The organism is Micromonospora sp. GCM10011542 (genome assembly GCF_042650685.1).
Taxonomy (GTDB): Bacteria; Actinomycetota; Actinomycetes; order Mycobacteriales; family Micromonosporaceae; genus Micromonospora.
In genome coordinates, this window is sequence record NZ_JBHSBO010000052.1 from 96,237 (window position 1) to 114,191 (window position 17,955).

At 73.3% G+C, this 17,955-nt stretch carries 15 protein-coding genes and 1 pseudogene; 7 read left to right on the forward strand and 9 right to left on the reverse strand.

Annotated features, from left to right (window positions below; translation table 11 throughout):
- The first annotated feature begins 61 nt into the window (after nt 1–61).
- Nucleotides 62–1,417, forward strand: a complete 1,356-nt coding sequence (locus tag ACFOW4_RS20040) for a pentapeptide repeat-containing protein (protein WP_377529897.1) — start codon at nt 62–64, stop codon at nt 1,415–1,417.
- A 122-nt stretch (nt 1,418–1,539) separates the two neighbouring features.
- Here the strand turns inward: ACFOW4_RS20040 and ACFOW4_RS20045 are convergent, their stop codons facing one another.
- Nucleotides 1,540–2,133, reverse strand: a complete 594-nt coding sequence (locus ACFOW4_RS20045; RefSeq protein WP_377529900.1) for a TetR/AcrR family transcriptional regulator — start codon at nt 2,131–2,133, stop codon at nt 1,540–1,542.
- 175 nt (nt 2,134–2,308) lie between these two features.
- Between ACFOW4_RS20045 and ACFOW4_RS20050 the strand changes: the two genes are divergently transcribed.
- Nucleotides 2,309–3,775: an MFS transporter gene (locus ACFOW4_RS20050; protein WP_377529903.1), complete on the forward strand. Its 1,467-nt coding sequence runs from the start codon at nt 2,309–2,311 to the stop codon at nt 3,773–3,775.
- A gap of 61 nt (nt 3,776–3,836) precedes the next feature.
- Here ACFOW4_RS20050 and ACFOW4_RS20055 read toward each other — a convergent pair whose 3' ends face one another.
- A complete protein-coding gene (locus ACFOW4_RS20055) occupies nt 3,837–4,343 on the reverse strand; it encodes a MarR family winged helix-turn-helix transcriptional regulator (protein ID WP_377529906.1) in 507 nt (168 codons plus the stop codon).
- A 123-nt stretch (nt 4,344–4,466) separates the two neighbouring features.
- Here ACFOW4_RS20055 and ACFOW4_RS20060 point away from each other — a divergent pair, with 123 nt between their 5' ends.
- Nucleotides 4,467–5,321 carry an SDR family oxidoreductase gene (locus ACFOW4_RS20060; protein ID WP_377529908.1) on the forward strand — a complete coding sequence of 285 codons (855 nt, stop codon included), beginning with the start codon at nt 4,467–4,469 and terminating at the stop codon, nt 5,319–5,321.
- A gap of 130 nt (nt 5,322–5,451) precedes the next feature.
- Nucleotides 5,452–6,435 carry an SEC-C metal-binding domain-containing protein gene (locus tag ACFOW4_RS20065; protein WP_377529909.1) on the forward strand — a complete coding sequence of 328 codons (984 nt, stop codon included), beginning with the start codon at nt 5,452–5,454 and terminating at the stop codon, nt 6,433–6,435.
- A gap of 36 nt (nt 6,436–6,471) precedes the next feature.
- Here the strand turns inward: ACFOW4_RS20065 and ACFOW4_RS20070 are convergent, their stop codons facing one another.
- On the reverse strand, nt 6,472–7,107 hold the full coding sequence (locus tag ACFOW4_RS20070) for a cysteine hydrolase family protein (protein WP_377529912.1): 636 nt from the start codon (nt 7,105–7,107) through the stop codon (nt 6,472–6,474).
- Between the two features lie 118 nt (nt 7,108–7,225).
- On the opposite strand from ACFOW4_RS20070, the pseudogene ACFOW4_RS20075 reads away from it, so the two are divergent.
- Nucleotides 7,226–7,669 (forward strand): annotated as a pseudogene (locus ACFOW4_RS20075) (nitroreductase family deazaflavin-dependent oxidoreductase).
- A gap of 69 nt (nt 7,670–7,738) precedes the next feature.
- On the opposite strand, the gene ACFOW4_RS20080 reads toward ACFOW4_RS20075, so the two are convergent.
- The 3 genes from ACFOW4_RS20080 to ACFOW4_RS20090 form a co-directional block, all read right to left on the reverse strand.
- Nucleotides 7,739–8,002 carry a DUF6244 family protein gene (locus tag ACFOW4_RS20080; RefSeq protein ID WP_377529914.1) on the reverse strand — a complete coding sequence of 88 codons (264 nt, stop codon included), beginning with the start codon at nt 8,000–8,002 and terminating at the stop codon, nt 7,739–7,741.
- Between the two features lie 653 nt (nt 8,003–8,655).
- Entirely contained in the window at nt 8,656–9,642 is a 987-nt protein-coding gene (locus ACFOW4_RS20085; RefSeq protein WP_377529917.1) for a hypothetical protein, read from the reverse strand.
- 2 nt (nt 9,643–9,644) lie between these two features.
- The gene (locus tag ACFOW4_RS20090; RefSeq protein ID WP_377529920.1) at nt 9,645–12,323 is read right to left on the reverse strand and encodes an FtsK/SpoIIIE domain-containing protein; all 2,679 of its coding nucleotides are present in this window, start codon (nt 12,321–12,323) and stop codon (nt 9,645–9,647) included.
- A 91-nt stretch (nt 12,324–12,414) separates the two neighbouring features.
- On the opposite strand from ACFOW4_RS20090, the gene ACFOW4_RS20095 reads away from it, so the two are divergent.
- Nucleotides 12,415–12,966, forward strand: coding sequence for a hypothetical protein (locus ACFOW4_RS20095; protein WP_377529922.1), 552 nt, complete (start codon nt 12,415–12,417; stop codon nt 12,964–12,966).
- 65 nt (nt 12,967–13,031) lie between these two features.
- Here ACFOW4_RS20095 and ACFOW4_RS20100 read toward each other — a convergent pair whose 3' ends face one another.
- Nucleotides 13,032–13,829: an SGNH/GDSL hydrolase family protein gene (locus ACFOW4_RS20100; protein ID WP_377529924.1), complete on the reverse strand. Its 798-nt coding sequence runs from the start codon at nt 13,827–13,829 to the stop codon at nt 13,032–13,034.
- Nucleotides 13,830–14,032: 203 nt separating this feature from the next.
- Here ACFOW4_RS20100 and ACFOW4_RS20105 point away from each other — a divergent pair, with 203 nt between their 5' ends.
- Nucleotides 14,033–15,565, forward strand: a complete 1,533-nt coding sequence (locus tag ACFOW4_RS20105) for a M1 family metallopeptidase (protein WP_377529926.1) — start codon at nt 14,033–14,035, stop codon at nt 15,563–15,565.
- A 169-nt stretch (nt 15,566–15,734) separates the two neighbouring features.
- Here the strand turns inward: ACFOW4_RS20105 and ACFOW4_RS20110 are convergent, their stop codons facing one another.
- Both ACFOW4_RS20110 and ACFOW4_RS20115 read right to left on the reverse strand, forming a co-directional pair.
- Nucleotides 15,735–16,277 carry a hypothetical protein gene (locus ACFOW4_RS20110; RefSeq protein WP_377529929.1) on the reverse strand — a complete coding sequence of 181 codons (543 nt, stop codon included), beginning with the start codon at nt 16,275–16,277 and terminating at the stop codon, nt 15,735–15,737.
- A 95-nt stretch (nt 16,278–16,372) separates the two neighbouring features.
- The gene (locus ACFOW4_RS20115) at nt 16,373–17,890 is read right to left on the reverse strand and encodes an MFS transporter (protein WP_377530062.1); all 1,518 of its coding nucleotides are present in this window, start codon (nt 17,888–17,890) and stop codon (nt 16,373–16,375) included.
- Between the last annotated feature and the right edge of the window lie 65 nt (nt 17,891–17,955).

Consider the following 17,955-nt stretch of genomic DNA (forward strand, 5'->3'; position numbering starts at 1 on the left):
CACTCCACAGCGGACGCTCGATGGGCCGGCGCCCGGCGCGGTGGATGGCATGCTGGTGGCCGTGCCTGCCGACGAACCCACCGACGAGCGCCTGCGGGTGATGCCGTGGTGGCTGGTCCTTCTCGGCCTGCTGCTCGCCGCGGCGCTCGGCTGGCTGGTGCTGGACCTGCTGCTCACCGAGGCCGACCGGGCCACCCAGCCGGACACCCGGGCGACGCTACGCGTCGACGCCATCCGCACCGGCCTGACCGTGGTGGCCGGCACCGGCGGCGGGCTGGCGCTGCTGCTCGCCGCGCGGCGGCAGTGGATCACCGAGCGGGCGCAGCGACACCAGGAGGCGGTCGCCACCCGGGACCAGGCCCACCGCGACCGCGTGCAGGCACACGCCGAGTCGGTGACCGAGGCGGCCCAGCGGCACCAGGAACGCCAGGCCGGGGCGGCCGAGCACGACGCCGCCGAGCGGCGCCTGACCGAGCTCTACACCCGGGCCGTCGAGCTGCTCGGCAACGATGGCGCGGCGGTCCGGCTGGGCGGCGTGCACGCCCTCGAGCGGCTGGGCCAGGACAACCCGGCGCAGCGGCCGACGATCGTCGCGGTGCTCTGCGCGTACCTGCGGATGCCGGCGCCGGTCGACGACCCGCGCGAGACGGAGGTCCGGCGCACCGCGCAGCGGGTGCTCACCCTCCACCTGCGCGCGGACGATCCGACGCACTGGCCGCAGGCCCGGCTGGACCTGACCGGCGCGCTGCTGGTCGACTTCGACGCCGCCGGCTGCACCCTGGTCGACGCGGACTTCACCGGGGCGGTGTTCACCGGCGTCACCAGCTTCGCGGGCGCCACGGCGCGGGGCCGGCTGGCCCTCGGGGCGTCCTTCGCCGACGCGGTCCTCGACGACCTCACCGGCGACGCGGAGATCGTCCTCGACGGCGCGACGTTCACCGGCCGGGTCAGCTTCGACCGCGCGGAGATCGGCGGCGAACTGCTCTGCCGGCGGGCGGTCTTCGACGGCCGGACGTCGTTCCACCGGGCGACCTTCCACCAGCCGGCCAGCTTCGACGCCACCCGCTTCGGCGACACCACCACCTTCGGCGAGGCCACCTTCCTCGGCGGCCTGTCCATGGAACGCACCGAGTTCACCGGGTACGCCGGCTTCCGCGCTGCCCGGTTCGCCGACCTGACCCAGTTCCGCTGGACGGTGTTCGGCGGGGAGGCGTGGTTCGAGCAGGCGCGCTTCGAGGGGCCGGCCAACTTCGGCCGGGCCCGGTTCCACGGGGCGGCGAGCTTCGACGGCGCGCGGCTGACCCAGCCGCCGCAGGTCGACCAGGCCCGGGCGGCGGCCGCCGCCGCGCACGCCTGGCCGGTGGGCACCACGGTCGAGCGGCTCGACGACGACTGGCTGCTGCTGGTCGACCGCTGAGGCGCGCGGCCCGCCGCTCAGCCCGGCCGAGCGACCACTGGCGGCGGAGCGGTCAGCGCGGCCGAGCGATCATCCGCGGCGGCACGGCGGCCGAGCGGTCATCCGCGGGGGCAGCGGAGCGGTCAGCGCGCCCCGGCTGCGGGACGCAGGCCGTCCAGGGCCACGCCGAGCACCCGGTCGCGCTGTTCCGAGTCGATGAACTGGGCCATGGTGAGGCCACTGAGCAGCCGGACCACGTCGTCGAAGCTGACGTCCGCGCGGACCGCCCCGGCCGTCTGGGCACGCTGCAGCAGCGGCTCCCCTGCCGTGTAGATCTCGGTGCGGCAGCTACGGAAGACCTCCGAGTCGCGCAGCAACTCCTCGGCCAACGCCCGCTTGGTGGCGACGTATGCGACGAAGTGGTGCAGCCAGGCGACGAACGCGTCCCACGGGGGCAGCTCGGCCAGGTCGGCGGCGGACCGGCTCAGCGCCCGGACCTCCTCGACGTAGACCGCCTCGAACAGCTCCCGTCGGTTGGAGAAGTTGCGGTAGAGCGTGCCGATGCCCACGCCGGCGCGGCGGGCCACCTCCTCCAGCGAGGCCGACGCGCCGTTCTCGGCGAACGACTCCCGGGCGGCCGCGATCAGCGCGTCGTAGTTACGCCGGGCGTCGGCCCGTTTGGGCCGCCGGGCGAAGACCTCGGGTGCGTGCCCCGCGCTGGTCATGGCGTACGTCACCTCACCTTGGTTGCATCCGGAGGCACCCCTCCGCTAACTTAGTGGAGGCACTCCTCCGGAACTGTCCGGAGCCCTGCCTCCGGATAGCGTACCCGAACCTCCGGCCGCTTCCCACCGCTCGGCGACCTCCGACCGTCGCCCCCTGTTCCCGTACCGATCCTTGGAGTCTTCTCTCGTGGCAGTGACCTCCCGACGCGGCTCGCGTCGGCTCACCTTCACCGTGCTGGCGGCGGGCGCCGGGTTCTTCGCGATGCTCCAGTCGCTGATCAACCCGGTGCTGCCGACCATCCAGCACGACCTGCACACCTCTCAGAACACCGTGACCTGGGTGCTGACCGCCTACCTGCTCTCCGCGTCGATCTTCACACCGATCCTCGGCCGGGTCGGCGACATGGTCGGCAAGGAGCGGATGCTGGTCGTCTCCCTCGCCGCGCTCGCCCTCGGCTGCCTGCTGGCCGCCGTCGCGCCGAACATCGGCATGCTCATCGTGGCGCGCGTCGTGCAGGGCATCGGCGGCGCGGTCTTCCCGCTGTCGTTCGGCATCATCCGTGACGAGTTCCCCGCGGCCCGGGTGACCTCGGCCGTGGGCGCCATCTCGGCCATCGTCGCCGTCGGCGGCGGCCTGGGCATCGTGCTCGCCGGCCCGATCGTCAGCGCGCTGGACTACCGGTGGCTGTTCTGGATCCCGATGGTCGTCGTGGGGCTGACCGCCGTGGCCGCGTACCTGTTCGTGCCCGAGTCGCCGGTGCGCAACCCCGGACGCATCGACTGGCGAGCCACCCTGCTGCTCTCCGGCTGGCTGGTGGCGCTGCTGCTGCCGATCAGCCAGGGCACGGTCTGGGGCTGGACCTCCGGCCGCGTCCTCGGCCTGCTGGCGCTCGCCGCGGTGCTGCTCGTCGGCTGGCTCGTCGCCGAGCTGCGCTCCGCCAACCCGCTGATCGACATGCGAATGATGCGCCTGCCCGGGGTCTGGACCACGAACCTGGTCGCCCTGCTCTACGGCGGGTCGATGTTCTCGCTGTTCGCGTTCCTTCCCCAGTTCATGCAGATCCCGACGGCCGCGGGGTACGGCTTCGGCGCGAGCATCACCCAGGCCGGACTGCTCATGCTGCCGATGGTGGTCGCCATGTTCGTGGCCGGCATCCTCGCCGGCCGGCTGGAGTCGCGCTTCCCGGCAAAGGCCCAGCTCGCCACCGGCGCCGGCATCAACGTGGTCGCCGCCGCCCTGCTGACCGTCGCGCACGACACCCGCTGGGAGATCGTCATCGCCGGTGGCCTGGTCGGCCTCGCCATCGGGCTGGCGTTCGCCTCGATGGCCAACCTCATCGTGGGCAGCGTGCCGGCCAGCCAGACCGGCGTGGCGACCGGCATGAACGCCAACATCCGTACCATCGGCGGCGCGATCGGCGCAGCCGTGGTCAGCGGCGTGATCACCGCCCACCCCCAGGCCAGTGGCCTGCCCCGGGAGGCCGGCTTCACGGAGGGCTTTCTCGTCCTCACGGTCATCGCCCTGGCCGCCGCGATCGCGGCCCTGGCCGTCCCGTCCGCCCGGCGGGCGGCGGCCGGTCGCCGGCCGTCCGCCGCGACGGTCCTGGAGTCGGAGCTAGCCGGCGAGTTCGCCACCATTCCGTCGACCCGGTGACCGACCGGCGCCCGGACCGGAACGGGGCAGGCAGCTCACGCTGCCTGCCCCGTTTCGTTCGTCAGGTGGCGGATCGGTCGGGTCGGCGGTCGGAGCCCGGCTCGTCCGCGTCGATGGCACGCCCGACCCGGCGGCCGATTTCGCCCAATTGCCGAACCTGGGCCCTGGTCAGCGGGTCGTAGACCAGCCGGCGGACCGTCTCCACGTGCTCCGGCGCGCTGCTGACGACCTTGTCCCAGCCCTCATCGGTGAGGGTGGCCAGGGTGTAGCGGCCGTCGGTCGGGTCCGGGGTGCGGCGGACCCAGCCGCGCCCTTCCAGCCGGGTGACGACCTGCGACAGCCGGGACAGCGAACCCTCGGCGACCACGGCCAGCGCACTCATCCGCAGCGTGCGCTCCGGGACCATCGACAGCCGGGCCAACACCTGGTACTCGAAGTAGCCGATCCCGGCGTCGCGCCGCAGTTGCGCGTCCAGCGCCCCGGGCAGGCGCAGCAGCAGACTGCCCAGCGCGAACCAGGTCTCCCGCTCTTCGTCGTCCAGCCAACGTGGCTCCCGCGCGTCGTCCATGCTGGGAGCATAACTTGACGCGTGAAGTGATCCAACCGACAGATGACTTGCAGCTTGAAGTAACCCGACCTACGTTTCACTTAACGGTTGAAGTGATAGCGGCATCCATCGGGAGGAACCACCATGTACGTCGTCACCGGCGCCACCGGCCAGCTCGGCCGGCTCACCATCGAGGAACTGCTCCGGACCGTCCCCGCCGACCAGGTGGTGGCGGCCGTGCGTGCTCCGGAGAAGGCGGCCGACCTGGCGGCCCGGGGCGTGCAGGTCCGCGAGGCCGACTACGACCGGCCTGAGACGCTGCGCGCCGCGTTCGAGGGCGCGCGCAAGGTGCTGCTGATCTCCGGCAACGAGATCGGCCGCCGGGTGCCTCAGCACCAGGCTGCTGTCGACGCCGCCCGGCAGGCTGGCGCCGAGCTGCTGGCGTACACCAGCATCCTGCACGCGGACGCCACTCCGATCTCGCTGGGGCCCGACCACAGAGCGACCGAGGAGTACCTGCGCGGCAGCGGCCTGCCGTTCAGCCTTCTGCGCAACGGCTGGTACCACGAGAACTACGTACCGTCCGCCCAGCAGGCCGTCGCGACCGGGACGCTGATCGGTAGCGCCGGCGACGGGCGCGTCGCCTCCGCCGCCCGCGCCGACTACGCCGCCGCGGCGGCCGCCGTCCTCACCGGCGACAACCACGACAACACGGTGTACGAGCTGTCCGGCGACACCGCCTGGAGCATGCCCGAGCTGGCCGCGATCCTCACCGAGATCTCCGGTACGCCGGTCACCTACCAGGATCTCCCCAACGAGCGGCACACCGAGGTGCTGCTCGCCGCCGGCCTGCCCGAGCCGGTCGCCACGATGTTCGCCGGCTTCGACGCCCGCATCGCCGACGGATGGCTCGCCGACACCCCCGGCACCCTCGCCACGCTGATCGGCCGCCCGACCACGCCCCTGCGCGCCACCCTGGCCGCCGAGCTGAAGGGCTGATCCGTCCCCCGCCCGGCAGCCGGTTCGCCGCTGCCGGGCGGCTGCGCGACCCGCGCGCCCGCGGCCCTTTCGAAGCCCAGCCCGGAGTACGCTGGCCAATTCCCACCTCTGCTGTTCCCAGGATGCGCCCATGCCGTCGACCGACCTGCTGACCGCCGCCCGCCTCGCCGAGATCGAAGAACTGGCGACGGGCTCTCCGGATCCGGCGTCGCTGGCCGCCGACGTGGTCCGCGCCGTCGACGAGGGACGCATCGCCGACCCGGACGACACCGGCCACGCCCTGCTGCTCGCCGCCAGGATCCTGGAACAGGCCGGTGACCTGGCCGACGCGCTCGCGCTGGCCACCCGCGCGATCGCCGAGCAACCGCAGCACGACGTGCGCGCCCGGTCCATGCGTGGTGGCCTGCTGCTCCGGCTTGGCCGTGACGAGGAGGGGCTGGCCGAGCTGACCGCGCTGCGCCCGCGGCTGGAAAGCGACCCGGATGCCACGCACCTCGTCGACGAGCTGGCGCACGCCGGCCGCGCCGAGACGGCGCTGGAGTGGATCACCGGGGCCCTCGACGCCATCCTGGAGCGGAAGCAGCACGGGTCCGAGGACGCACAGGACGAGGCGGCGGCCATGGTCTACGGCCTGGCGCAGCGCCGGCACGAGCTGCGCGAGGAGATGGGCCTGCCACACGACCACTACGACCACCTCGCCGACCGGCTGGACGCCGCGGCCGGGCGCGTGCTCAACTCGCTGGCGGACAGCCCCGCGACGCTGCTCTTCTGGCCACGACCGGAGTACGACGCCCTGCTGGTGCGCTGGCCCGCGCTCGGCGACACCTACCCGCCCGGCTGGGACGAGCACCGCGCCCAGGTCGAGCAGGCGCTGGTGACGGCCGCCGAGCAGGGCGCCACCGACCTGGGTGTGGTCGCCGGCTCCGTCGCCGGACTGGCGACCTTCGCCGAGCAGGAGGGTGGCGACCCCACCGACCCGGACACCCTGGACGACTACGCCGACGCTCTCAGTGAGGCCGCGCCCACGCCGTGGCCACCCGGCCGCAACGACGCATGCTGGTGCGGCTCCGGCAGCAAGTACAAGAAGTGCTGCCGGCCCCGCTCACGCGGCTGATCCGGTGTCGTGCCGGCCAGCCCGGCTCGCGCACGGTCAGAGCTGGCTTTTCGCCGCGCGAGTCGCGGTCAGGAATTCATCCACGGAGAGCGTCGCGTGCGAGATCATCGGATACCGCGCGACCATTTCGTCGTACGCCGCCCTGCCGCCCTGAGCGGCGGTGGCGTCGGTTAACGTCGTGACGTGGTAACCGCGCTCCATCGCGCTGCGCGCGGTCGACTCGACGCACATCGTCCCGATCATGCCGCCGATCGCCAGATACTCGACATTGTGCTGCCGTAGCTGGACGTCCAGGTCGGTGTTGGCCATGACGTCGATGTTCTTGTGTGGTTCGATGACCACCTCGTTCGGCCGGGGTGACAGCTCCGGATGGAAGTCCGCACCCCAACTTCCGGCCTCGAAAAGGCGGTTGTCGTACATCTCGCGGTGGATGCCGGACAGATGCCTCCAGGTGGTGTAGTCGCTCTCGGTGTAGGCCATGGGAGAGAAGAAGACCGGAATTCCCTGATCCCGCACTCCGGCGAGAAGCCGCTTGAGGTTGGCGAACGTGCCGATCCGGTCGAACTCGTCCTTGAAGATCGGGTATGCCTTGCCGTTCTCAGCGAAAATCTCGTTGACCGTGTCAATGAGAAGCAGGCCGATGCGCCCGGCCTCGTACGCGTTGCTGGACACGACGACTCCTCCCCGACAAGACTGGCGGCCGACCTCAACGTAGCCCGCGGCCTGCCTGCCGATGCCGTCTTCCGGCAGTTCGGACCCCGCCGCTAGGCTCCGACGAGGAGGCGATGCCGTGACCGGTCAGGAGCAGCACGAGACCATCCAGGACAGCCCGGTCGGTTGGGTCGCCAGCCACGTGCGGCGGTATGTGGCCAGTGACGGCGCCGACGGCGGCACTTTCCACGGCTACCCGGCGCTACTGCTCACCACCCGGGGCCGCCGGTCGGGCGCGCTGCGGCGCACCGCGCTGATCTACGGCCGCGACGGCGAGAGCTACCTGCTGGTGGCGTCCAACGGAGGCGCGGCCAAGCACCCGGCCTGATACCTGAACCTGCGCGACGACCCAGAGGTGGAGGTGCAGGTCGGAGCGGTGCGTTTCGCCGGGCGGGCGCGGACCGCGACGGCCGAGGAGCGGGACCGGCTGTGGCCGGTGGTGACGGGAGTCTTGCCGACGTACGCCCGCTACCAGAAGGACACCGAGCGCGAGATCCCCGTGGTGATCGTCGAACCCGCCTGATCCGTGAGCAGGCGCTTCAGAATTCCGTTCGCGCGGCTGCAGGGTGGGTCATGCTGCCACCAACGGTGCTCAGTTGCCCAGCGCTCGAACCTTGGCGATCGTCTCCTGGACGTGCTGCTTGGCCGGCTCGCCACCCTGCGACGCCTGGGTGAGCGCCTGCCGGTAGGCGTCGATCATACCGATCAGCGGGCCGGCGGCCACGCCCTCCAGTGCCCCGGCGACCAGCGCCCGCGCCTCGGCCGCGTCCTGCGCCGCCGCTGCCGTCTTGGCCCTCGCCTCGTCCAGCTTCTGCGACGCAGCAGCCAACCTCGCGATGATCTGTGCTGCGCTCACGCGCATCCTCCCCGTGGTCGGCCACCGCCTCCACCGCCGCAACGGCGGAGACCACAAGGGAGCGTACGAGATCTCCGCACCGTCCGCGACCGCCCGCTGGCTCACTCGTGACCCCGTTCGCAATGCATCTTGGAGGATTTCCGCCCCTGGAGGGGCGGTTTTCTTCCAAGATCCGCAAGGGACAGGCGGCTCGGGCAGCGCTCTAGAGCCGGCTTCGGTGTGACGTGACGACCGATCGCCAGGCCGGCGTTCTGAGGGTCTCCAGATCCGGGGCCACGACGGGCGCACTGCCGGGTACGCACACGCCGTACACCTGGGGCGCGATCGCCTCGGTGAGGATGTCGTCGAAGTGGAACGAACCCTCGAGCCGAGCCAGACCACGGTGTCGCCCGCGGCACACGCCACCCGCAGGCACCGGGCCAGGTAGCTGTGCAGGCCGGATGGCAGTTCGTCGAAGACCAGGTCGTATTCGGTGACGCAGGCGTACGGATCGTCCCGCTCGAGGGTGTACGTCTGCACCTCGGTCGGCGCGGCGCCGCCGACCGCGAAGTCTGGCGGGCTGGCCGGAGTGCTCGGCACGAACACGCTGACGACCGGCTGCGCAGCGAACCGCAAGCCGGACGCCAGATCAGCAGACACGGACACCCCCACCGTCAGCGCAGCGCGCGGAACAGCAGCAGGTAGCCGCAGTAGGCCAGGGGAACCAGCAGGAAGCAGATCAGGAACCCGAGGGGCAGGTAACGGGGCGGGGTGCCGGCGACCATGGCGGGCCTCCCCCATCGGCCGAGCACCAGGTAACCGCCGAAGAACGCCAGCGCGGGCAGCCCGGCGCACATCCACGCGCCGAGGGTGAAGCCGTCGACGATGCCGACGCCGGAGGCGAGCACCAGGGCCAGCATGAGCACCGCCGCGGCCGCCCCGCAGGCGGCGTAGACGGCGACCGCCCGGGCCAGCGGTGACCACGTCGGCAGTAGCGCCGGGCGCTGGGCCAGCAGCTCGGCCTGCTGCCCGTGCCGATCCGCCTCGTCGGCGTAGCGCCGCGCCAGCTCCACCTCCACCGCCGGGTCGACCTCCGGCACGCGCGGCGCCGGCACCGCGGCGCTCGCCGTCGGCAGCGCCAGCTGCGACTGTCCCACCGGCAACTCGGGGTACGCCCCGACCCCCGACCGCCCCGGCTGCGCCGCGCCGGCTGCGCCGGCGGATCCGCCCTCCCCCAAATCGGCACCGGTGTGCGGGGCGGCCCCGCCACTGCCGAAGCCGTTCCCCTGCGGCGCGAACGGTGTGCCCGGGGCGGCGGTCGAATGGCCCGTCGGTGCGCCCGGGGCGACGGTCGATGGGCCTGTCGGCGCCGATGGACCGGTCGACGCCGACCAACCGGTAGGCGCAGCGGAACCGGCCGACGCAGCGAAACCGGCCGGCGCAGAGGAATCCGCCGGGGCGGTCGGCCTAGACAGGTCGGTGCCGATCGCCTGGCCGAGCTGGTCGAGGCGGTGCCCCTGGGCGGTCAGCCGGTGGTGCAGGTAGTCGGCGGCGGCGTGCAGGTCCCGGCGACGTTCGGACTCGGCCGCGGCGCTCCGCTCGCCGGTGCGCCGCTGCTCGGCGAGTTGCCGGGCCAGTGCCGCGTACTCCTCGAAGGACACCGTCACCGCTCCCCGTCCGGCTCGTGCCCGTCGCGGGCGAACGGCACGATCAGCCGGGTGCGCTGGTCGTGCCGGTCCACCAGCAGCGCCCGGTCGGGCCGGGGCGTGTAGGCGAGGTCGTGCACGCCGAGGTGCAGCGCCAGTTCGGAGCCGGGCACGTTCAGCGCGACCAGGCAGGCCACGTCGTCGCGGTTCTGCGTGCCGCCGAGGTCGTCGGCGAGTCGGCGCAGCCCACGCCACCAGCCCAGCAGGTGCACTCCGCGCCCGGGGCCCTGACGCAGCAGGGTGCGCAGGTCGTCCAGCCCGGAGCGGAAGGTGACCGGGTCGACCGCGCCGAGCACCGGCGCGGCAGCGTCCATCCCGAACACCACCAGATAGGTGCGCCCGGCACCGACCACGCCGGCCTCGGCGGCGGGCACGGACGCAGCGGCCGGCACAGAGCCGGCAGCGGGATCGGACGCGACATCCGGTGTGGGGCTCGCGCCCGGCCCCGCCGGGGGCAGGGCCGGGTCGGATGCGTCAGCCAGCGCGAGGATCCGGTCGCGCAGCCCGGACAGGTCCAGCAGGTCCACCGGGTGTCCGCCCGCGTGCAGCGCGGCGGTGGTCTCCTCGGCGACCGGGTCGGCGGCGGTGACCAGCGAGGCCACCAGGAACCGGGCGTCACCGGCGGCGTGTTGGCGGGCCAGGCTCAGCGTCGCGGCGCGCAGCACGTCGGCGCCGGCCGGTGCGGTGCCCACCACGGCCAGGTGCCGGCCGGGGGTGGAGTCCATCAGGAACAGCGCGGTGCTGCCGTGCACGTCGACGTTCCGACCGACCAGTGCCAGCGGACGTCGGCCACCGGGAAGTATCCCGGCGAAGGTGGGGTCGTCCTCGATCCGCGCCGTCTCGTACCCCCGGAAGACCGCCGGTGGGCGTGCACCCGCCGGGCGGGCCTGCCACAGCTCGTGGCGCAGTCGGGCCAGGTCGGCGGCGGCGGCGTGCGCGTCCGGGAAGCGGACCACGGTGTCCGCGCCGACCGCCCCGGCGGCGGTGTTGACCACGGCCGACCCGACCGGCAGGGCCGCGGCGGAGGTGTTGAGCGGGTCGAGCACGCCGCCGCCACCGGGCAGCGCCACCCGCAGCGCGAACTGCCCGAAGATCGCCTCGGCCCGACCGTAGAGCGCCTCGATGCCGGTCATGCTCTGACTGGCCAGCACCAGGTGCACGCCGTACGAGCGGCCCTTGCGGGCCAGTTCCTCCAGCAGGTCGACCGACTCGCGGGCCAACGCGTCGTTGCCGGCGAGCAGCACGTGGAACTCGTCGATCACCGCCACGATCCGGGGCAGCGGGGCGTCCCGGGGCAGGTCGGCGAGCTTGGTGACGCCGTGCCGCTTGAGCCCGGCGGCTCGGCGCTGCACCTCGCGCCGCAGCTCGCGCAGCACGGCGAGGCCATACTCCCGGTCGGACTCGATGCCGACTGCGCGGGCGTGCGGCAGCCAGGACGGGTCCCGTCCGGTGGGCACGAACTCGGTGAAGCTCACGCCCTCCTTGAAGTCGAGCAGGTAGAGCTGGAGCTCGGCCGGGGAGTAGCGGGCCGCGAGACCGTAGAGGACGTCGAGCAGGAAGACCGTCTTGCCGGCGCCGGTACGCCCGCCCACCAGCCAGTGCGGGGTGGCGTCGTCGAAGGCGACCGTCATCGCGGTGTCGAAGGCGACCGTCACCTCGGCACGCCCGGCCCGGCCGATCACGGTACGCAGGCCGTTGCCGGCCGACTCGGCCCAGCGCCGCTCGGGCAGCAGCTCGGCGAAGTTCATGGTGTCGGTGCGGCGGGTGGCGGCGCCGAGGTGTTCGGCGAGGGCGCGGACCGAGGCGGGCGGCGGGTCGCCGTCGAGCAGTACCGGCGCGGCCAGGCCGCTGCCGTCGGCGCTGAACGGGGCGCCGGGCGGGTCGCCCACGTGGGCGTACCGCTCGGTCAGGCGCACGGCGGTGGTGCCGCCGAGTGGCGGCGGGATCTCTCCGGGCAGCCGGGACGGGTGCCCGGCCAGCAGCACGCAGACGGCGGCGGCCGGGCCGGCGTGGGTGAGCGCGGCGAGCCGGGCCAGCTCGCGCGGCGGCGGGGCGGCCGTGACGACCATCAGCAGCAGGTGCCGGGCCCCGGGCTCGGCGTGCTGGGAGGCACGGGCGTGGCGCTCGGCGGCGTCCAGCAGCGCGGACACCTCGGCCTCGCCGGTCGCCGGCGGGTCGAGCACCCCGGCGTCGAGCAGCGGACGCAGCGGCCCGAAGGTGGCGCCGAGCGCGGCGGTGTCGATGCCGGCGACCCGGACCTGCCCGGCCGGCGCGGTGGCGACCAGCCGCAGCACCAGCGCCCGCAGCAGCGCGGCGACCCGGGGATCGCGGGCGTCGCCGTCGAGCGCCAGGTGGTGGCCACCGCCGAGGGGTACCAGCACCGGAAAGCCACCGTCGGGAGTGGACGCCTCGCCGATCCGGACCGCGGTGGGCGCGTCGGTGAGCGCGGTCGCGCCGGGCGTCGGGGTGGCGAGCGCGCCGCCGAGCCGGGCCAGCCGGGCCACCAGCTCGGGGGTGTCGGCCGGTGCGGTGGGCGCCGGCGCCGCGCCGAGAGCCTGCCGGGCGACTTCCAGGTGCGCCCGGGCCGCCCGGTGCGCGGCGACCGCCTGTCCGTACGCCGACGCGAGCCTGCTCACCGGTTCCCCCCAAGCCGCGCCGTCCGATCCGCCACCGACCCTAACGGACGACGCCCGGCCCGGAACAGCACCGATCGCCTACCCTGCCTCCATGGCGAGACGGCTGGCAGTGGTGCTGGGCAGCGCGCTCACCCTCGTCGGCGTCGTCGGCCTGCTGACCGCCGTACCGGCCGTCCAACGTGCCGTCTCGCCGCGCGCCGAGCCGACGCCGCTACGGCTGCGCGTCCCCGGCACCTACTACGACGCGTTCACCGTCGACCTCACCCCGGGCCTCTACGCGATCTGGGCCACCCGGCCGGTCAGCGGCCCGGCGGGCGACCTGTGCCAGGTGACCGGTCCGGATTCGCGGCCGGTGCCGGTCCACGAGCCCGCGATCGCACTCGCTTGGACGGAGGTGGCCACGGACGACACCCTGTGGAGCCGGACGTCCACCTTCACCGTCCCGACCGCCGGCACGCACGCGTTCGCCTGTCGACTCCAACCGGAGTCGACAGGCCAGCAGTACGCGGTCACCGCGGCCCCCGATCGCCGGCTGGCACTGCGGCTCTGGCTGGAGTCGTGGCGGGGACTGATGGTCGCGGCCCTACCGGCCGGCCTGGTGATCCTCGGCATGACCCGTATCTGGCGCCGCCGTCAGGAGTAGGTCCGCCGGCCCGCACCCGTCGATCGGCGAGATCGACGGGTGCGGGCGCTGACGCGTGGGTCAGGTCAGCCGGTGACGGCGTTCAGCGCGGGCAGGTAGCCGTAGCGGTAGCCGTCGGCGTCTGGGTGGTACGCCTCGATGACGCCGCTGACGTCGCGGATCCACGGGTCGGCGGCGCAGACGCCGTGGCCGGCGAAGGTGGGTCGGGTGTCGGCGAAGGTGGCGCCGGCCGCGGCGGCGCGGGCGGAGGTGACCGAGGCGAGCACGTCGGCGGCCTCGTTGAGGATGGTGCGCTTGTAGGTGCTCATCGCCAGCCACCCGCAGGAGGTCGTCTCGAACAGTCGCGGGTAGCCGAGGACGATGAGCCGGGCGTTCGGGGCCCGGTCGCGGATGGCGGCGTAGGTGGCGTCGAGGCGGCCGGGCAGTGTGGAAGTGGCGAAGGCCTTGGCACCGTTGACGGCGTTGGTGCAGGACGAGGTGCTGCCGAACCGGCAACTGGTGATGACGTCGGCGAAGCCGGCGTCGTTGCCGCCGATGGTGATGGTGACCATGGTGGTGCCGGTGCTCAGCGCGTTCACCTGGTCGTTGATCACGTCGGCGGTGACCGCGCCGCCGCAGGCGGGGAAGCTGAAGCTGGTCACGCCATGCGCCGCGGCCCAGAGCGGGGCGTAGGACTTCTGGCTGCGCAGACAGCCGGACCAGTCGTACGGGCCGGCGCCGACACCGGAGGAGTACGAGTCGCCGAGCGCGACGTAGTTGACGGTGGCTGCCTGCGCGGTGCCGGGGACGAGCAGCGCGCCGAGGGTGGCGGTGAGCAGGGCGACCAGCGCGGCGAGGGCGCGGGCCAGCGGGCGGTGGGGCATGACGGACCTCCACAGGACAGGGGTGGTGGGATCCTGCGACCGCGCGCGTGGCCAGGGGTGTGGCTACTTGTTACTAGTCGGTAATGCTATCGAAACATATAGATCAAAGGAATAGCGCGACGACACCGTGCGGCAGGCCAGCGATGTTCACAAACGTCGATTAGGTTGACGGTGCGAACACCCCGATGGAGGGAGTCCACCTCGTGCGACGAGTCCTCACGGCGGCCATCGCCGCCCTGACCCTCACCAGCGCCGGAACCGTTCTGTCCGGCGCACCCGGCCACGCCGCTCCGGCTGGCTGGGGCCGCCCGACGGTCACGCTCGCGCCGCAACCCGGCGCGCCCGGCCTCGGCGACAGCTACTTCCCCGACTACGGCAACGGCGGCTACGACGTCTCGCACTACGACGTCCGGCTGCGCTACGACCCGGCGACCGACCGGCTCACCGGCACCACCACCATCCTGGCCACCGCCACCCAGGACCTGTCCCGGTTCAACCTGGACTTCCTGCTCGACGTCGAGTCGGTACGGGTCAACGGCTGGACGGCCGGCACCGCCACGGCAGGCGTACACGAGCTGGTGGTCACCCCGGCCCGCACGGTGACCCGCGGTCAGCAGCTCACCATCGTGGTGCGCTACGCCGGCATCCCGTCGGAGACCCTGGTCGGCGGGTACACCGGCTGGACGCGCACCGACGACGGCGCGCTGGCGGTCAACGAACCCGAGTCGGCCTGGTGGTGGTTCCCCAGCAACGACCACCCACTGGACAAAGCCACCTTCGACGTCTCCGTCTCGGTGCCCACCGGCGTCGAGGTGATCAGCAACGGTGTGCAGCCCCGGGCGCCGCTGGCCGAGCCCGGCAACCGCACCCGGTGGAGCTGGCGGACCACCTCCCCCACCGCCACCTACCTGGCCTTCATGGCCATCGGCCAGTACGACATCGTCACCGACACCGCGCCCAACGGCCAGCCGGTCGTCAACGCGTACAGCGCCTCCCTGGGCGCGCTGGGTCCGGCGGCCCGGGCCAGCATCGAGCGGACGGCGGAGATCGTCGACTGGGAGAGCGGGATCTTCGGCCCCTACCCGTTCGAGGCCCAGGGCGGCGTGGCCGGGCCCGTCGACGGCATCGGCTTCGCGCTGGAGACGCAGACCCGACCGGTGTACGGCCCGGGCTTCTGGCGCCGCGGCGCCAACACCTACGTGGTGGTGCACGAGAACGCACACCAGTGGTTCGGTGACTCGGTCTCGGTCGCCGGCTGGCGCAACATCTGGCTCAACGAGGGCTTCGCCTCGTACGCCGAGTGGCTCTGGTCGGAGGAGCAGGGCGAGGGCACCGCCCAGGAGGTGTTCGACTTCACCTACGCCAGCTACCCGGCCGACTCGGAGTTCTGGCAGGTGCTGCCCGGTGACCCGGGCGCCGACCGGGTCTTCGACGACGCCGTCTACGACCGGGGCGCGATGGCGCTGCACCAGCTCCGGCTGGCCGTCGGCGACGACGCGTTCTTCGAGATCCTGCCGGCCTGGACCGCCGAGCACGGGTACGGCAACGGCACCATCGAACAGTTCCAGGCCCTGGCCGAGCGGATCTCCGGGTTGGAGCTGGACGAGCTCTTCACCACCTGGCTCTTCACCGCCGGCCGGCCCGACGTGGCCGCGGCCGCCCGCAAGGCGGCACCGCCGGCCGAGCCGAAGTCCTGGACCAAGATCCGTGAGGCCCACCGCCTGCTGACGCACTAGGACCGTGCAGCCGTTGAAGGCCCGCCGCCGCCAGGCGGCGGGCCTTCAGCCGTCCAGGCCGGCCACGGCCCTCCGGGCCAGACCAGCGCCGGCGGCACGGCCAATCCCCGGGAAGCAGACCTCCACCTTCCCGCAGCCGCCACCTTCCCGGCAGCCACCGCCCGCCGGCTCAGGACGCTGGTGTCGGCGCCCCGCCCACCGGCGTCGGCGGGGCACCCGCCGTCTGCGCCGTGCTCGCCTCGACGGCACGGATGTGGCGGTAGGCGAACCAGAGCGGCGGGAAGGCCCCGACGGCGAACGAGAGGTCGATCAGCGTCCAGAACCAGGGGATGTCCCGGATCGGCCCGCAGATCAGAGCCAGCGGCACGATTCCGGCGCAGGCGATCATGCCGACCTGCACCACCCACACGTTGCGCACCGGGTCGCGCAGCGGCCCCCAGAACGCCACCGCGAGCACCAGGTGTGCGAAGGCCAGCCAGTCGGTGCCGTACAGCAGGAACGGGTAGTCCGCGCCGGCCGCGACGAGACCGGTGTGGACCCGTTCGATCCAGTCGACCAGCGCCGGCAGGGTGCCGGCGAGCGGGTCCAGCGCCCGCAGCAACCAGCGCACCTCGATCTCCAGCGGGAACGCGGTCACCCCGCTGAGGAAGAGCCCGATCAGCACGATCCACAGCCACCGGCGGGTCCGCCGTAGCCGCTCCTCGATGTCCATGACCGCAGCGTAACGATGATCTTCGTACCCGTTCGTCCCGTCGCCCGGGCGCCCCGCGTGACCGCTGTCTCAACGCACCGGCGTGGGCGGGGCGGTCAGGTCGCCCGGACGCACCCGGCGTCGTGCCGACCGTCGCGCGTCGGCTGGGCCGGTCGGCGGCGGTGGCGGACGGTCGGCGGCGCGCAGGCGGGACACCCTCGGGCCGGCCAGCTCGGCCGGACCCGGACCGAGGGCACCGACCGCGACACTGGCCGGTCATCGGCAAGCACGCCCCCGGCCGGCCCCGCATCGGCAAGCACCGTCCCGGCCGGCCGGACGATGCGGGCCGCCGTCCGGGCGACCCGCCCCACCGGACGATGGAACGACGGCGCGGAAAGCGCCAGGGCGACAGTGCGCCTCCCCTGGCAACCGCTCTGGCGGTCGAAGGCCACCGCCGCCACGGTGGTGGCGACGGCCGCTAGCGAGCCGGCCAGGACCAGCGTCTGCCGGGGCCCGGCGTACTCGGCGAGCCAGCCGAGCAGCGGCGCGCCGACCGCGGCGGAGACCGAGCCGGTGACCGCGAGCGCCGCGAGCACCCGGCCGCGCATCGCACCGTCGGTGTCGAGTTGGGCGCGGGTCCCCACGGTGGTGTCGATGACCACGGCGGCGGCGGCGATCGGCAGGATCACCGCGGCGAAGCTCCAGGTGCCCGGTGCGAGGCCCGCGACGACCTGCAGGCCGCTGGCCAGCAGGCCGGCGGCGATCAGGGTCCGGTAACCCAGCTCAGGCCGGCGGGCCGCGACGAGCGCACCCACCACCGTCCCGACCGCGAACACGGTCGACAGGAGGCCGTAGCCCGACGCCCCGGCGTGCAGCGGCCCGTCGCTCATCGCCGCCATCGTCACCTGGTAGTTGCGGCCGAGGCTGCCGAGCACGAACGACAGGGCGAGCGCGAGCAGCAGCGTCGGCTGCCGACGCAGGTAGTGGAAGCCGGCCCGGATGCTCGTCGAGGTCGGGCCATCGTCCGTCGCCGCCACGCTGTGACCGTGCAGGTCCCCCGGCCGTACGGCGAACAGCGCCAGCACCACGGCGACGAAGCTCACCGCGTTGATGCCGAAGAGCAGTGCGGGGCCGACGGCGGCCACCACGACGGCGCCGGCGCTCATGCCGAGGATGCGGCCGGCGGAGTTGGTCAGCGAGCCGAGCGCCAACGCGTTGCCGAGCGTCTCCCGGTCCACCAGCGTCGAGGCCCAGCGGCCCATCACCGGGCCCTCGATGGCCGAGACGGCGCCGGTGACCAGGGAGATCGCGTAGATCAGCGGCAGGCCGCCGACACCGGTCAGAGCGACCGCCGCCAACCCGGCGGCCAGCGCCGCGTGGGCCGCCTGGGCGGTGATCAGCAGCGGTCGGGCGGGGAGCCGGTCGGCCAGCGCGCCGCCCCAGACGCTGAGCAGCAGCGTGGGGACCGCCTGGAGCAGCACGGCGACGCCCATGGACGTCGCGGAGCCGGTCTCCTTCAGCACGTACCAGTTGACCCCGAGGACCTGCATCCAGGTCCCGATGACGGAGACGAACCCGGCGGTTGCCCAGATCCGGTAGTTCCGGTGGCGCAGCGCGGCGAACGTAGCACCCATGGCCACGGCGAATGTCCCCGTCCGATCGGCGAATGATGAGCCGATCGTGGAGTGCGTCGGCAGCG

Bases quoted from the DNA above. Each gene is read 5' to 3' on its own strand.
- ACFOW4_RS20115 (WP_377530062.1), bottom strand. From the start codon at position 17,890: ATGGGTGCTACGTTCGCCGCGCTGCGCCACCGGAACTACCGGATCTGG.
- ACFOW4_RS20095 (WP_377529922.1), top strand. From the start codon at position 12,415: ATGGCGAGACGGCTGGCAGTGGTGCTGGGCAGCGCGCTCACCCTCGTC.
- ACFOW4_RS20060 (WP_377529908.1), top strand. From the start codon at position 4,467: ATGTACGTCGTCACCGGCGCCACCGGCCAGCTCGGCCGGCTCACCATC.
- ACFOW4_RS20100 (WP_377529924.1), bottom strand. From the start codon at position 13,829: ATGCCCCACCGCCCGCTGGCCCGCGCCCTCGCCGCGCTGGTCGCCCTG.
- ACFOW4_RS20055 (WP_377529906.1), bottom strand. From the start codon at position 4,343: ATGGACGACGCGCGGGAGCCACGTTGGCTGGACGACGAAGAGCGGGAG.
- ACFOW4_RS20065 (WP_377529909.1), top strand. From the start codon at position 5,452: ATGCCGTCGACCGACCTGCTGACCGCCGCCCGCCTCGCCGAGATCGAA.
- ACFOW4_RS20110 (WP_377529929.1), bottom strand. From the start codon at position 16,277: ATGGACATCGAGGAGCGGCTACGGCGGACCCGCCGGTGGCTGTGGATC.